Annotated in this window: 9 protein-coding genes; 3 read left to right on the top strand and 6 right to left on the bottom strand. The window is 53.0% G+C overall.

The window, feature by feature from the left end; all coding sequences use genetic code 11:
• Window positions 1-224 precede the first annotated feature (224 nt).
• A complete protein-coding gene (locus tag NW747_RS03205; protein WP_273187985.1) occupies window positions 225-1,280 on the bottom strand; it encodes a S66 peptidase family protein in 1,056 nt (351 codons plus the stop codon).
• Window positions 1,281-1,423: 143 nt separating this feature from the next.
• Window positions 1,424-2,074 carry an HAD family hydrolase gene (locus tag NW747_RS03200; RefSeq protein WP_273187984.1) on the bottom strand — a complete coding sequence of 217 codons (651 nt, stop codon included), beginning with the start codon at window positions 2,072-2,074 and terminating at the stop codon, window positions 1,424-1,426.
• Between the two features lie 1,412 nt (window positions 2,075-3,486).
• On the opposite strand from NW747_RS03200, the gene NW747_RS03195 reads away from it, so the two are divergent.
• A complete protein-coding gene (locus NW747_RS03195; RefSeq protein ID WP_273186602.1) occupies window positions 3,487-4,734 on the top strand; it encodes an IS256 family transposase in 1,248 nt (415 codons plus the stop codon).
• A 619-nt stretch (window positions 4,735-5,353) separates the two neighbouring features.
• Here NW747_RS03195 and NW747_RS03190 read toward each other — a convergent pair.
• The 4 genes from NW747_RS03190 to NW747_RS03175 form a co-directional block, all read right to left on the bottom strand.
• Window positions 5,354-6,547, bottom strand: coding sequence for a type II secretion system F family protein (locus NW747_RS03190; RefSeq protein ID WP_273187983.1), 1,194 nt, complete (start codon window positions 6,545-6,547; stop codon window positions 5,354-5,356).
• 604 nt (window positions 6,548-7,151) lie between these two features.
• On the bottom strand, window positions 7,152-8,153 hold the full coding sequence (locus NW747_RS03185; RefSeq protein ID WP_273187982.1) for a type IV pilus twitching motility protein PilT: 1,002 nt from the start codon (window positions 8,151-8,153) through the stop codon (window positions 7,152-7,154).
• A 5-nt stretch (window positions 8,154-8,158) separates the two neighbouring features.
• Window positions 8,159-9,334, bottom strand: coding sequence for a GspE/PulE family protein (locus tag NW747_RS03180; protein WP_273187981.1), 1,176 nt, complete (start codon window positions 9,332-9,334; stop codon window positions 8,159-8,161).
• A gap of 686 nt (window positions 9,335-10,020) precedes the next feature.
• The gene (locus NW747_RS03175; protein WP_273187980.1) at window positions 10,021-11,202 is read right to left on the bottom strand and encodes a glycosyltransferase; all 1,182 of its coding nucleotides are present in this window, start codon (window positions 11,200-11,202) and stop codon (window positions 10,021-10,023) included.
• A 143-nt stretch (window positions 11,203-11,345) separates the two neighbouring features.
• On the opposite strand from NW747_RS03175, the gene NW747_RS03170 reads away from it, so the two are divergent.
• Both NW747_RS03170 and NW747_RS03165 read left to right on the top strand, forming a co-directional pair.
• Window positions 11,346-12,329: a glycosyltransferase family 8 protein gene (locus tag NW747_RS03170; RefSeq protein WP_273187979.1), complete on the top strand. Its 984-nt coding sequence runs from the start codon at window positions 11,346-11,348 to the stop codon at window positions 12,327-12,329.
• A gap of 59 nt (window positions 12,330-12,388) precedes the next feature.
• Window positions 12,389-13,474: an NAD-dependent epimerase/dehydratase family protein gene (locus NW747_RS03165; protein ID WP_273187978.1), complete on the top strand. Its 1,086-nt coding sequence runs from the start codon at window positions 12,389-12,391 to the stop codon at window positions 13,472-13,474.
• The last annotated feature ends 1,479 nt before the right edge of the window (window positions 13,475-14,953 follow it).

Below are 14,953 nucleotides of genomic sequence, written 5' to 3'. Positions count from 1 at the left end.
CATAGAAAGCCAATCCCGTAACGCTGACTTTATAAGTATTGCCCGCAGGGCAATCCACCACCCTCTGAACCTTTTGAACCTTTTGAACCTTTTGAACCTTCTGAACCCGGGCCACAAAGTGGCCCCATGGCGATACCACCACCCTCGGCCCAAAGGGCCGTCAAACTTAAGAACCTTTAGAACCTTCGGGCCAAAGTCCCGTCAACCCTCACACCGAAGGCGTGTCACTTCAAATAAGACTCATCGTAGCTGAAGACGGCGCTGCCGTCTTCTTTGGCGTGTATGGTGGCTTTGACGCCCAGGGGCAGGAAGAGGTTGTCCGGGCCGTGGCCTACGGGAACGCCTTCAATGGCCGGTTTGCCGGAGAGTTTGGCGTAGTAGGCGAGCACGTCGTGAATGGAGAATTCCTCTCCCACCGGGGAGGCGCCGTAGAAGTCGCCGTAGGCGATGGCGCTGACCCGGGAGAGGAGGCCGCTCTGGTAGAGCTGTTCCATCATGCGGTCCACCCGGTAGGGATCTTCGCCGGTATCTTCCAGAAGCAGGATGGCGCCATTTCCTTTCAGTTCATAGGGGGTGCCGCAGAGGGATGCAAGCACTGTCAGATTTCCTCCTTCCACTATGCCCGTGGCGTCGCCGGGGGTGAGGGTTTTCAGCGTTTTTCCGGCAGGAAGGCGGATGTCTCCCTTCGGCAGACTGCCGGAAAGACCGTTTTCAAAGTTATAGAGGGTGAAGGCCGTGTAATTATCTCCTTTGAAGGAAGACATCATGGGCCCATGAATGGTGACGATGTCGCTTTTTTCGCCGATGGCCGCATGGAGGGCGGTAATGTCGGAAAAGCCGATGAGCATTTTCGGATGATGGGCAATCATGTCGTAGTCCAGCTTGTCCAAAAGACGGGCAGAGCCGTAGCCGCCCCGGAGACAGACGATGGCTTTCACCGAATCGTCCTTAAAGAAATCGTTCAAATCCTTCGCCCGTTCTTCGTCGCTTCCTGCCAGGTAGCCGTAATCATCGGTGACGGAGGGGGCCAGTTTCACTTTGTAGCCCAGAGATTCCAGAAGCTCGATGGACCGGTTGTAATCGGTCATGCCTCCATGGGCGGCGGGTGCCAGAATGCCTATGGTATCCCCCTCTTTTAAAGGGAGCACCTTTTCCCGCTCCCTCGTTCCTGTATCGGGGGCGGCGGAAAAGAGGCGGACCAGGAGCAGGACGACCCCTATGATCAGGAGGGGCAGAATGTAAAATTCGTATTTCTTAAACCATATATGTAAACCGTGCATGGATATTCCTTCTTATACTGTATTTGCGCTTTTGGGCGCCAATGACAAGTATAGCACGGAATAGGGGAAATGGCGCAAGAAAGATGAAATTGGTAAGAAGCGCCGGCTCAATCGCCGGGACTGTGAAAATGTCAATGATTTCTTCACAGCCTCTCCATAAAAAATTGGCGGGCTTCGGTGAGGGTATGGAAAAGGGCAAAGCACTTCTGCCGGATGTCTTCTGTGGCCGGCATCAGGTCCGGCACCATCACCGGTTTCATACCGGCGGCGTAAGCGGCGAGGATGCCATTGGGGCTGTCTTCGAATACAAAGCAGTCCTTGGGGGAGGCGCCCAGTTTCCGGGCAGCCAGAAGGAAAATATCCGGTGCCGGCTTCCCGCGCTGGACCTCATCACCGCTGGCCAGGGCAGCAAAAAAGGGAAGAAGACCGGTAACGGAAAGATTCGCCCGGATCTGGTGAGCGGGACTGCTGCTTCCAATGGCCAGGGGCCATCCCTTTTCATGGAAAAAGGAAATCAGCTCCCTGGCGCCCTCTTTCTCCGGCACATGCTCCGCCAGCCGGCGGGCCACCCGCTCCTTGCAGAGACGCTGGATTTCGCCGCCCTCCGGTACATGGTAGTACCTCTCAATGATGCGGTTCATGGCCTCGCCGCTGGTGCCGCATATGGCATATTTGAAATCGGGAGGAAGGGCAAGGCCCCGCTCCCGGGCCAGCCGGTTCCATTCCTCCTGAAAAATGGTCTCCGTATCAAAAAGAGTGCCATCCATATCAAAAATAACAGATTGTTTGCGCATAGATACCTCGAAAATGGACAAGCCCCTTTGGGGCTTGAGGGTTCAAATGGGCACGCCCTGCGAGCGTGAGGGTTCTAAAGTTGTGCGCCAGTTCGGCGTGTATAGTATAGTCTGGTGAAAGCCCAGACCCGGCAAAGCCTAGCAAGCAGCCGGTACTTAGTCTTGCATGTGAAGCCGTGAGGCCAGCATGAAGCGTAGACAAAGGAGTGCGAGAGCCGTAATGCGAAAGCGTGAAGCGATTCAGCCTCGTTAGAACGACAAGTGGAAGCCGATACTCTAACTTTGGTCGCAGGCAGAAATGCGCAGGTCGGTAAGCGAGAACTGTGCAGGTTCCACCGGGGTCATAGAGCATGGCGAGCGCACGAAGTACTATACATGTACCTGGGAGAGCTGACAAGGGTCCTAAATGGATGACACCCATCCCAATGGTATGGACGCCAAAATACTTAACTGTATGGAGACGTCACAGATGCCCGGTCAGCAGTCGGATTACCTCATAGTAGTGATGAAACCTGTGAAAGCAGGTGGAGTGAAGGGGGTAAAGAATAGTCAACAATCGCAGGGAAACAGGTTCTGCACAGAGATGTAGAAGAAACTAAGACTTAGAGATTAGTTAAATGTAAACGGAACTGCAACTGATAAGGTGTAACGAGTACACCTCAAGGACTATTCTAAGAGCCGTATGCGGGAAAACCGCACGTACGGTTCTGTGAGGGGCGGACAGAGTAATCTGATTCCGTCTACTCGACTGACGGGGCTGTGGCCCCGAGGGTTCTAAAGTTGTGCGCCAGTTCGGCGTGTATAGTATAGTCTGGTGAAAGCCCAGACCCGGCAAAGCCTAGCAAGCAGCCGGTACTTAGTCTTGCATGTGAAGCCGTGAGGCCAGCATGAAGCGTAGACAAAGGAGTGCGAGAGCCGTAATGCGAAAGCGTGAAGCGATTCAGCCTCGTTAGAACGACAAGTGGAAGCCGATACTCTAACTTTGGTCGCAGGCAGAAATGCGCAGGTCGGTAAGCGAGAACTGTGCAGGTTCCACCGGGGTCATAGAGCATGGCGAGCGCACGAAGTACTATACATGTACCTGGGAGAGCTGACAAGGGTCCTAAATGGATGACACCCATCCCAATGGTATGGACGCCAAAATACTTAACTGTATGGAGACGTCACAGATGCCCGGTCAGCAGTCGGATTACCTCATAGTAGTGATGAAACCTGTGAAAGCAGGTGGAGTGAAGGGGGTAAAGAATAGTCAACAATCGCAGGGAAACAGGTTCTGCACAGAGATGTAGAAGAAACTAAGACTTAGAGATTAGTTAAATGGGTAGTGTAAAATATTTTGTGTAAATGAATCTTGCTCAAAATATTTTCATACCTCATACTTAAGGGGAGAAAGAGGAAAAGGAGTTACTACCATGGCAAAGCGTACCCCTACCCCTGGCGAAAAAATTGCGCAGGAAATCTACGAAACCTACAAACCGACCACTGTCGAAGAGATGCAGTCCGCCTTAAAGAGTGTCTTTGGACCATTGTTTGAAGCAGCTCTTAAGGGTGAATTGGATAACCACTTAGGCTATCCCAAGAACGGCAGCACCCCTGAGGATTCCAAGAATACGAGAAATGGGTATTCCAGGAAGAACCTGAAGACCTCCATGGGAACGGTACCCATCCAAGTCCCTCGTGATCGGGAAGGTACTTTTGAACCCCAGTTAATCCAAAAATACCAGCGTGATGTTTCCTCTATCGAAGGGAAAGTTCTTGCCATGTATGGCCGTGGAATGAGCCAGAGAGACATCTCTTCGACCATTGAAGAAATCTACGGTTTCTCCATCTCCCATGAACAGATTGCCCATATTACGGACCGGATCCTGGACGAAGTATATGCGTGGCAGAATCGCCCACTGTTTCCTTTTTATACCTTTCTCTTCATCGACTGTCTGTATGTTCCCATGAAGACTGACAGAGCCCTGAAACAAAAGGCTGTCTACGTCATCCTTGGGTATGACATCAATGGTGAGAAGGATATCCTTGGTATCTGGATCAACGAAACGGAAGGTAAGCATACCTGGATGCAGATTTTCGATGAAATCAAGAACCGGGGAGTACAGGACATTGGTTTCATCTCCATGGATGGTGTCAGCGGCCTTGAAGAAGGCGCTGCTGCCATCTTCCCTGGCACAGTGGTGCAACGCTGCATTGTCCATCTGATCCGTAATTCCATGCGGTATATTCCCTGGAACAAATCCAGAGAGTTCTTGAAAGAACTGAAAGAAATCTACAAGGCTACCAATGTAGCAGAAGCTCGCAGATTGTTTGAAAAGTTCAAGGGAAAATGGGCAGCCTATCCTGGGGCTATAGCGGTCTGGGAAAACAACTTCCAGCACGTGGAACAGCTGTTTAACTACGGCTCTAATGTACGGAGAGTCATGTACACTACCAATGCCATAGAAAGCATCAATTCCAGTTTCAGAAAGGTAACCCGTAAGGGCTCTTTTGCCAATGACGAGGCCATCCTGAAGCTTCTCTACCTCCGTGTCCTTGAGCTCAAGAACACCAAATGGAAGGGCAAAGGAAAGGTCTTTAACTGGCAGGCTGTTATGAACCAATTATTGATTGACGAACGTATGAGCAAACTAATCGCTAAATACGATTGGTTAATCTAAAAACACAAAATTCTTGACATCCCCGTTAAATGTAAACGGAACTGCAACTGATAAGGTGTAACGAGTACACCTCAAGGACTATTCTAAGAGCCGTATGCGGGAAAACCGCACGTACGGTTCTGTGAGGGGCGGACAGAGTAATCTGATTCCGTCTACTCGACTGACAGCGGCTCTGCCGCTGAAGGTTGTAGTAGGCGCCTCTAAATTATAAAAGGCGCCAAATTATATGATAAAAACCATACAACCACCCTGGGGGACTTTATTCTCCGCTATGGGTTGAGTTGTTTAAGTCAGCACTAAAGTAAGCGCAGAGCAAATCTCCCCCGCCGGGGGAGATGCCGCAGGCAGAAGGGGTGCATTTCCAACGGGCCCCAGGCCCGGTTGTATGGTTTTCGGCTTTTGCCGCCGCAGGCGGCATAAAAAACTGCGGCGAAGCCGCCACCACAACCCTCGGCCCGAAGGGCCGTCAAACTTACGAACCCTCCGGCCCATAGGGCCGGTCCATCCTAAGAACCCTTTTCCACAACCCTTCTACACAACCTGCCGCCATCAGGCGGCCACAACCCTCGGGCCAAAGGCCCGTCAACCCTCACGCCCACAGGGCGTGTCCAAAGGCGCATCAAAATCCCATATGACTTCCGGCGGCCTGGAAGACGGGGAGCATGACGGTGAAAACCATGAGGGCTGTGACGGCGCCGGTGAAGAGGAGGAGCGAGGGCTCCAGAATGGTACGGAAGCGGCGGATTTTCCGTTCGGTTTCATGGGTGAGGATTTCTTCCGCCTGCCGGAGGAAGCGGGGCAGTTCACCGCTTTCCATGCCTACCCGGCAGAGATGGTGGACCAGAGGGAGGGAGAAACCGCTCTTTTCCAGGGTGTCAGGGAAATCTTCTCCCCTGTCCAGATGGGCGGCCACAAAGGAAAGGGCTTTTTTCGCATTCCGATTTCCCAGCACCTCCCGGGCATCCCGGAGGGATTCGGACAGGGTCCGGCCGCTTTCCAGAAGGGCCGACAGGGCAGCGCAGAAACGAACCAGCAGGATACGCCGGTAGAACCGGGAACGGTAGAGCAGATCCTGACTGGTACGCCGGCCTTCCCGGGTGAAGAAGAAAAGAATGGCGCCCGTGAGAGAAAGAAGAAGAAACAGGGCCAGATACAGGCCATAGTCCTTCAGCCACAGGCCCAATGACAGGGCCAGGGATGCCACAGGAGGGAAGGGGATGGAAAGGGAATCAAAAAGAAGGGCAAAAGAGGGAAGGATGAAGGTCAGGATAACGATGAAAAGGCAGAGAGCGAAGGCGGTGACAAAGAGGGGGTAGGCCAGGGCACCTTTCAGCTGGCTGATGAAACGGTCTTCCTTCAGATAGTACCGTGACAGACGGTGGAGCTCTTCCGGCAGGGTGCCGGACAGCTCTCCCACCGACAGGAGGGAAAGAAAAAAGGGCGGAAAACAGCGGGCCCTTTCAAAACTTTCGCCTACGCTGTGGCCGGAGGAAATGGTTTTTGTAATAGAAGAAAGGACATCCCTTTCTTTTCGCTCCATCTGGTTTTCCAGAAGGGAAATGGAATCGGTGATAGTCAGTCCTGCATCCAGAAGGGAAGCCCATTCCTCGGCAAAAAGGGAGAGCTTCTGCCGGGAGCTGAAGGGCCGCCTCCGTAAGGAAAAGGAAGAGGGCTCCTTCTTTTCCTCCAGATGAATGAGATGGAGATTTCGGGAAAAGATTTCCTCCGCCGCTTCCTGTCGAGACGGTGCCCGGAGGCTGTCCTCCATAATCGTGCCATCGTCGCTGCAGGCTTTAAAGATAAATTCCTTCATGGCTTGCTCCTTTGTCACGCTATTACAGGCATGGACACACCCTTACGGGTGTGAGGGTTGACGGCCCGATGGGCCGAAGGTTCTTAAGGTTCTTAAGTTTGACGCGCCTCTGGCGCGAGGGTTGTTGTAGGGCGCCTTATGGACGCGCCCGTGCGAGCGTGAGGGTTCTAAAGTTTGACGGGGCTGTGACCCCGAGGGTTCTTAAGTTTGACAGCGGCTCTGCCGCTGAGGATTGTGGTAGGCGCCTCTAAATTATAAAAGGCGCCAAATTATATGATAAAAACCATACAGCCACCCTGGGGGGACTTTATTCTCCGCTATGGGTTGAGCTGTTTAAGTCAGCACTAAAGTAAGCGCAGAGCAAATCTCCCCCGCCGGGGGAGATGCCGCAGGCAGAAGGGGTGCATTTCCAACGGGCCCCAGGCCCGGTTGTATGGTTTTCGGCTTTTGCCGCCGCAGGCGGCATAAAAAACTGCGGCGAAGCCGCCACCACAACCCTCGGCCTGAAAGGCCGTCAAACTTAAGAACCCTCCGGCCCATGGGGCCGGTCAATCCTAAGAACCTTTTCCTACAAACCCTTTGAACCCGGGCCACAAAGTGGCCCCTATAGTTCCAGCAGCTTCATCATCTTTTCCCGCTCCCGCTCTGACAGGCCTTTCAGTCCGTAGGCGGCCTGTTTCATGGTTCTCATCTGGTGAAGTCCCATTTCCATATAGGAAGGAATCTGGGCTTCCTTGCCTTCCCGGATAAGGTGGGCGGTGGCAGGAATATTGGTGAGGATTTCGCGGAGGAGCCAGGTTTCCTTTCCTGTGCGGTAGAGGCGCTGGGAGATGGCGGAGCGGAGATTTGCGGCCAGAAGGCTTCGGATTTCATCCTGCCGGTCAGCAGGGAAGGCATGGATGATGCGGCCGATGGAGTCGGCGGCCCGGGTGGTGTGGAGGGTGCCCAGCACCAGGTGTCCTGTCTCGGCGGCGGTGAGGGCGGCGGATATGGTTTCGCTGTCTCTCATTTCTCCCAGGGCGATGACGTCCGGGTCCTCCCGGAGGGCGTCCCGGACACCGGAGGCGAAGTCCATGACGTCGATACCTACTTCCCGCTGGTGTACCAGGGCCTTGTCTGATGGAATCACATATTCCACCGGGTCTTCCAGGGTCACCATGTGACAGGGGCGGCTGCTGCTGATCAGAGAAAGAATGCGGGCCAGAGTGGTGCTTTTGCCGCTGCCGGAGGGGCCGGTGACCAGCACCAGGCCGTGCTCCAGGGCGGCGGTTTTCTCCAGCCATTCCCTGTCCGGGTCCGGGGCCAGAGCGGTCAGGGAGGGCAGGATGCGGAGGGCTGCTGCTTTCCGCCCGAAGGAGTGGTACATGTGGATACGGATGCGGGAGGTTCCTATGGTGCATCCGCCGTCGCAGGAGCCGCGGCGAGTCCACTCCTCTTCCTTTTCCGGGCCCAGGAAATCATGAAAGAGAGAGGTGAAAAAGGAATCTTCCCCCTTTTCCTTCAATTTCTTAAGACTGCCATAGACCCGGATAGACACCGGTTCTCCCTCGGTCACGTGGATATCCGTCATGGCGGGATAGGCAGTGATCATTTTTTCCATATCCATAGAAATCAATCCTCCCCTGCTGCAATCATAGACGCTTCTTCGGGTGTTATCACACCCTCTGCCATAAGGGTGAGGGCCGCTTCTCCCATGGAGGGCTGGCCCTGGCGTTTCATGCATTCCCGGAACCGGTCCGCCGAAAAGCCGTGGTGAATGAGGTCCCGCTCTTTTCGCCCTATGGAAATCATTTCAAAAATGCCGGTGCGCCCTTTGAGTCCGTCGTGGCAGTTCTCACAGCCCTTCTTCTGATACACCCTGCGTCCCCGGCATGTTTCCGGCAGGCCCAGGGCCTGCTGCTCTTTTTCCGTGAGGATATAGGGGCTTTTGCAGTGCTGGCAGAGACGGCCTGCCAGCCGCTGGGCTATGACCAGGGACAGGGAGGCGGAAAGAAGGTAGGAAGCAATGCCCATATCCATGAGGCGGAGCGGCGCATCGGAGGCCTGGTTCGTATGGATGGTGGACAGCACCAGATGGCCGGTCAGGGCTGCATGTACCGCAATTTCCGCCGTTTCCCGGTCCCGGATTTCCCCAATCATCACAATATCCGGATCCTGCCGCACAATGGACCGGAGTCCTTTTTCAAAGGTCAGTCCCGCCTTCTCATTCACCTGCACCTGGGTTACCCCCGGAAGGCGGTACTCCACAGGATCCTCCACGGATATAATGCTGACCCCTTCCCGGTTCAGCATTTTAAGGGCCGCATAGAGGGTGGACGTTTTTCCGCTGCCTGTGGGACCGGCAGTGAGAATCATGCCGCTTTTTCGGGCAAGACAATTCCGGAAAACTACTTCCTGCAAGGGGAGCATGCCCAGCTCATTGTTCTCTATGAAATCCACCTGCCCCGACAGAAGGCGGATGACTATGGTTTCTCCATACAAAGAAGGGAGGATAGAAATACGGAGATCATAGGGCACGCCGCCAAAAGATGCACTGCAGCTTCCGTCCTGGGGCAGCCGGCTTTCACCCACATTCATGTGGCCGATGACCTTGGACCGCACCGACAGACCGGAAAGCATCGGCAGGGGAAGACGGAAACGCTCATACAGCACGCCGTCCTCACGGAACCGCACCCGTACCAGAGATGCCTGGGGCTCCATGTGAATGTCGCTGGCTCCCTCTGACGCGGCGCACTCCAGAATCCGTTCCAGCACTCTTTCCGCCGAACCTGTCCTAATTTCCTCCATACTATCCTCCCATAGAGAATCGCAAAGAAATATTTATTTTATTATAGCAATAGATAGCCTGAGAGGGCTAGTGGGCGCCTTATGGACACGCCCTGTCGGGCGTGAGGTTTGACGGCCCGCTGGGCCGAAGGTTCTTAAGGGGCTTAAGTTTGACGCGCCTCTGGCGCGAGGGTTGTGGTAGGTGCCTCTAAATTATAAAAGGCGCCAAATTATATGATAAAAACCATACAATCGCCCTGAGGGGACTTTATTCTCCGCTATGGGTTGAGCTGTTTAAGTCAGCACTAGAGTAAGCGTAGAGCAAATCTCCCCCGCCGGGGGAGATGCCGCAGGCAGAAGGGGTGCATTTCCAACGGGCCCAGGCCCGGTTGTATGGTTTTCGGCTTTTGCCGCCGCAGGCGGCATTAAAAACTGCGGCGAAGCCGCCACCACCACCCTCGGGCTGAAAGGCCGTCAAACTTAAGAACCCTCTGGCCCAGCGGGCCGGTCCATCTTAAGAACCCTTTTTTCTGCCCCCTGAGCGTCAGCGAACACAACCCGCTGCCGTCAGGCGGCCACAACCCTCGGGGCCGAAGGCCCCGTCAAACCTAAGAACCCTTGGGCCGAAGGCCCATCCATCTTAAGAACCTTCCCCTCTGAACCTTCTGAACCTTCACACCGCAGATGTGTCCAAAGGCGGAGGGCCACTAGTCCCCGGACCTCAAGACTTCTCTGATCAGCTGATCCCACTCATCCCACACCACTTCCGGAGCGAAGGGTTTCATGTTTTCCTTGGCCCTTTTTCCGAAGGCCGTCCTTCGATCCGCATCTTCCATGAGCTTTCGGAGAGCCTCTGCAAAGGGGGAGGCGCCGTCGTCGGTGAGGTACCCGTCCTCGTCGTCATGGATGAGCTCATTCACTGCCGGACAGCTCCTGTATCCCACGGCTGGTATGCCTACGCCCATAGCTTCGGTAAGGGCCAGGGGAAAGCCTTCGTGGTGGCTGGGGAAGGCAAAAATATCCGTTTCCTTCCACACGGAAGCCATGTCCCTTGTGGTGCCCCGAAGATGGACCCGGCCTTCCAATCCCTGCTTTTTGATGATGCCCTTCAGGGTGGTGACATAGGTTTTGTCATAGGTATCGCCCCAGAGGTTGACCTGCCAGTCAGGGAAATCCTTTGCCAGAAGGCCAAAAGCCTCCACCAGCAGGTGCTGTCTTTTGGTGCGGCCGGTAATGCGGCCCACATTGGTAATGGTGTGGATTTTGCGGGCAGATCCGGGCTGGGCAGAGATGGCAGGAATGGATACGGCGTTGGGAATGTACACGAAGCGGTCATAGCGGAGATACTTTTCTGCCTTTTTTATGAAAGAAGGCATGAGAGCCTGGATACGGGCGCTTTTTCCCAGAGCCCTCATTTCCCCTGACGGCGCATGGGTGAAGATTTCATCGGGGTCATTATGAAGCATGGAAATCACCGGCACCTTCGTGTCCAGCCCCTCCAGCAGCAGGCGGCCCGTGGGCTCCCGGAAAGAAATGATCACATCCGGCTTCTCCAGAGCCAGCACCCTCTCCAGCTGGGGCGTTGCGGCGGAAAGCATCCTGTAATTCCGCTCCCTGGCGCCGGCCTTGCTGAAAAGGCGGGTGATTTCCCGAAGCCCTTTCCCAAAAGAACTCATGCGGACGGGCTTCATGCCGGCCATATGGAAAAGATTGTAAAAATGGCAGTCCTCAGGGAAGGGGTAAAAAGAAGCTCCTTCCTTCTCATCTGCCATGACCACCGACACATGGTAGTCCTTTTCCTTCATGGCAAAAGCCATGCGGGACAGCACATGCTCAATACCGCCGCTGTAGCCCACGAATTTGTGAAGATCTGCCAGTAAAAGATTCATATTCTTCTCCCTGCCGTTCATGAATTTGAGATAAACCTGCCTTTATTATAGCAGATGGAACACAGAAGCCATTATAATATGATAAAATATAACCGATTCTGATATTACAAAAATCGATTTCCATGAAATACAAGGAGACATCCATGAGCAACGTTCTTTCCCATGCTGTTACAGACACCATTCATCTGGGCAGAAAGGCAGAAAAAGAAGATTTCCACATCGCCTTATCAGGAACTGCTGACTATATTTCCCATATGGGTATGGTAGCAATGACTGTGAAATCAAATAACCAGGCTATGCACATCTGCTATCACTTCTTTGTGAATACCCTTTCTGATGAGGAGAAAGCAAGGCTGCAGGAAGCAGCTCACATGCTGGACAGCGCAGTGGAGGTCCATCTCATTGATGATAATGTTTTTAAAACCATTGTCTTATCAGATGGGATTGCAGCCTTTTTCTATCGGCTGGTGGCACCGAATATGGTGGCCGGGGAAACCGACAGACTCTTATATCTTGACAGCGATATGATGTGTCATGGATCGTTGGAACCGTTAAGAACTTTGAATCTGGATGAATACTATGCAGCCGTTGTTTCCGATCGCTGGGAAGAACATCAAAAACAAAAGCTCCATACACAGCGGTACTTCAATTCCGGAATGATGCTGTTTAATGTAAGGAAATGGATAGAAAATGACTGCTTTGATGATATTGTGCATAGAGCAGAAATCAATGCCAGCGATAAAAGCAAGCCCCTTTCAAAGCATGATCAGGACATTTTAAACCAAATGCTGGATGGCAAATGTCTCTTCATCGAAAAGAAATACAACTACCTTTACAACCTGGACCGCCAGTCCCTTTTCAAAAAACAGCCGGTGAATGAGGACTATCACCGCCAGGTCATTATCCACTTCGCCGGCCACGCCAAGCCCTGGCACAGCTGGGTGCAGGTATGGCCGGTGGTGCAGGAATACGCCGCCATCCAGAAGAAGTCCCCCTGGAAAGAGGTACCCCTGGTGCCGCCCAAAGGGCACAAAAACCTCCACCAGGCTGCCCGTACCGCCCGTATGCAGGGAAAATACGGAGACATGATTTCCCTATATCTGAAATATCTGGGATCCAAAGCGTAAAGTTTTTGGGAGCTGCAAAGGGATTTAATCTACTTGTCATCTGCATAAAGGAGAAACATATGAAAACACCGATTACATTAGAAGGAAAAACCGTATTTGTTACCGGCTCTGCCGGATTTATCGGAGCCAATCTGGTGAAGCGGCTGCTTACAGTGAAGAATATCCGTATCATCGGTATTGATAACATGAATGACTACTATGATGTATCCCTGAAGGAATACCGCCTGGAGGAACTGGAAAAAGAGGCTGCCCTGGCAGAAGGAAGCGAATACCATTTCATTCGTGGCAATCTGGCAGACAAAGACTGCATTGTAGACATCTTCAGCACCTGGCATCCGGATATCGTAGTGAATCTGGCTGCCCAGGCCGGTGTACGCTACTCTATCACCAAACCCGACGTATACATCGAATCCAATCTCATCGGCTTCTACAATATTCTGGAAGCCTGCCGCCACTCCTATGACGGCGGCGCCAAAGGCGTAGAACACCTGGTATACGCGTCCTCCTCTTCCGTCTACGGCGGCAACACCAAAGTTCCTTTCAGCACCGAAGATAAAGTGGATCATCCCGTCTCCCTCTATGCGGCTACAAAAAAATCAGACGAACTTCTGGCTCACTGCTACGCCAAACTCTACAACATCCCCTCCACAGGCCTCCGCTTCTTCACCGTCTATGGCCCTGCCGGACGGCCGGATATGGCTTACTTCGGGTTTACCGACAAGCTGCGGGCCGGAAAGACTATACAGATCTTCAACTATGGCCACTGTGAACGGGACTTCACCTACATCGATGACATTGTGGAAGGCATCATCCGCGTCATGCAGGGGGCGCCGGAAAAGAAAAACGGCGAAGACGGCCTTCCCATTCCGCCCTATGCTGTATATAACATCGGCGGCGGACGGCCGGAAAACCTCCTCCAATTCGTAGACATCCTGCAGCAGGAACTCATTCGCGCCGGCGTTCTTCCCAAAGACTACGACTTCGAAGCCCACAAGAAACTGGTGCCCATGCAGGCCGGCGACGTTCCCGTCACCTATGCGGATACCGAAGCCCTGGAAAAAGACTACGGCTATCGCCCTGCCACCACCCTTCGCGAAGGCCTCCGGAAATTTGCGGAATGGTACAAGACCTACTATCATATCTGATACAAAAAGCGGCACCCTGCCAGAGGGGCCGCTTTTTGTTGAGATTAGAGATTTGAGCTCAGAGGGCAGACACTCAGACGGCAGATATCAGATGACAGGAGCGGGACTACGCACCTCGTTATTTCGAGGGTCGGAAGGGAAATTGAAAAATAGCCCCGCTCTCTATAGCTCTGTCTCTATTGTTAGGCAAGACATTTTGCGATACGCCTCTCTGAAGCCTGACCGTCTGACGTATCCCTGTCTTCGAGTCCCCAGTCCCGAGTCTCCATTCCCCATTCCCCGGTCTCCTGCTGATACCGGATTTCATTCCTTTGGACTATATGAACAGAGAGGCGGGAAGGCCTGGCGACATTCTTTCATTTCCCGAAAGCGCGCATTCCATGGAAACGGGGACAGAAGAACCGAAGCCATCACAAGTGAGTCCTGCCGCTCCCGGTGCACCGACAATGAAATACCCCATAAAAACTCCTGAAGAAAGACCTGCCAGACATGACGGTGGCAAATATGGCTATACCTGTTCTTCCTTGACGACACAGATATTCCGCTTCGGCGGCTGCTCCTGGCCGATTCATCGAAGCAGAAGGCCTGAGCCCAACCGTGCAGCGGCATTGGGATGATTCAGGAGTTTTTGACGTGGGGGAGAAGATTTGAGGAAAGCGATTTGAGGGAGATGTCAGACGATTAGACATCAGATGACAGGAGCGGGGCTCCACACTCTATCATTTCGAGGGCCGGAAGCCAAATCGAGATATCTTTCTACTTTGCGCCGCTCACTGCAGGCGGTAAAAAACACATGCCGAGCTGCCAGGCTCCTTCCTGCCTGATGGTCATTTCCACGAAAGTGGAGAAATCTCCCCACCCTATTTTGCCCGCCGTAAGCGATAAAAAGGCACATACCGTACTGTCAGGGGCTGTGAAGAAATGATTTACATTTTTTCACAGCCCCTTTTTTATGCCGCTATTTTTGTAAATGACAGCAAGCAGCCCGTCCTCATTGTCATCTCGAGCGGAGCTGCCTGTCGGTATCAGGAGAAATGGTTTTGTGCTCTATGAAGACGCTGAGTCGAGAAATCTCCCATCACCATGGAGCCTCCCCACTATGGAGTGAGATTTCTCCACCCTGCAGCGCTTTCGTGGAAATGACAAGAAAACGGGGAGAGCAGCTGTGTCAATTCATTCCCTGTCAATTAAAGGTGGGGCATCTGCTGTCTGATTGTCTAACCATCTGAAAGGGACTCCATCATTTTTTTCACAGCCCCTGCATACTGAGGCAAAGGCGCCGCCACTCTTTGAGACTTATGAACCCGGGCCGCAGAGCAGCCCTGCAATCTCAAATCTGCTATTTTAACTCAATTAAAAATGATGTCAAATTTTTTAACTCAACATGTTGAGTTAAAAATGAGTCAAACGAAACAAGCACGATAAAAGCAGGCATCTTAACGTATGAATTGTTGCGTTAAGATGCCTGTTTTTATTGAC

Source organism: Dialister succinatiphilus (assembly GCF_928721695.1).
In the GTDB taxonomy this organism is placed as follows: domain Bacteria; phylum Bacillota; class Negativicutes; order Veillonellales; family Dialisteraceae; genus Dialister; species Dialister succinatiphilus.
This window is presented reverse-complemented; position numbering and strand designations above follow the sequence as displayed.

Excerpts from the sequence above, each read along its gene's own strand:
- NW747_RS03180 (WP_273187981.1), bottom strand. The coding sequence starts at position 9,334 with ATGGAGGAAATTAGGACAGGTTCGGCGGAAAGAGTGCTGGAACGGATT.
- NW747_RS03190 (WP_273187983.1), bottom strand. The coding sequence starts at position 6,547 with ATGAAGGAATTTATCTTTAAAGCCTGCAGCGACGATGGCACGATTATG.
- NW747_RS03185 (WP_273187982.1), bottom strand. The coding sequence starts at position 8,153 with ATGGATATGGAAAAAATGATCACTGCCTATCCCGCCATGACGGATATC.
- NW747_RS03200 (WP_273187984.1), bottom strand. The coding sequence starts at position 2,074 with ATGCGCAAACAATCTGTTATTTTTGATATGGATGGCACTCTTTTTGAT.
- NW747_RS03195 (WP_273186602.1), top strand. The coding sequence starts at position 3,487 with ATGGCAAAGCGTACCCCTACCCCTGGCGAAAAAATTGCGCAGGAAATC.
- NW747_RS03175 (WP_273187980.1), bottom strand. The coding sequence starts at position 11,202 with ATGAATCTTTTACTGGCAGATCTTCACAAATTCGTGGGCTACAGCGGC.
- NW747_RS03165 (WP_273187978.1), top strand. The coding sequence starts at position 12,389 with ATGAAAACACCGATTACATTAGAAGGAAAAACCGTATTTGTTACCGGC.
- NW747_RS03170 (WP_273187979.1), top strand. The coding sequence starts at position 11,346 with ATGAGCAACGTTCTTTCCCATGCTGTTACAGACACCATTCATCTGGGC.
- NW747_RS03205 (WP_273187985.1), bottom strand. The coding sequence starts at position 1,280 with ATGCACGGTTTACATATATGGTTTAAGAAATACGAATTTTACATTCTG.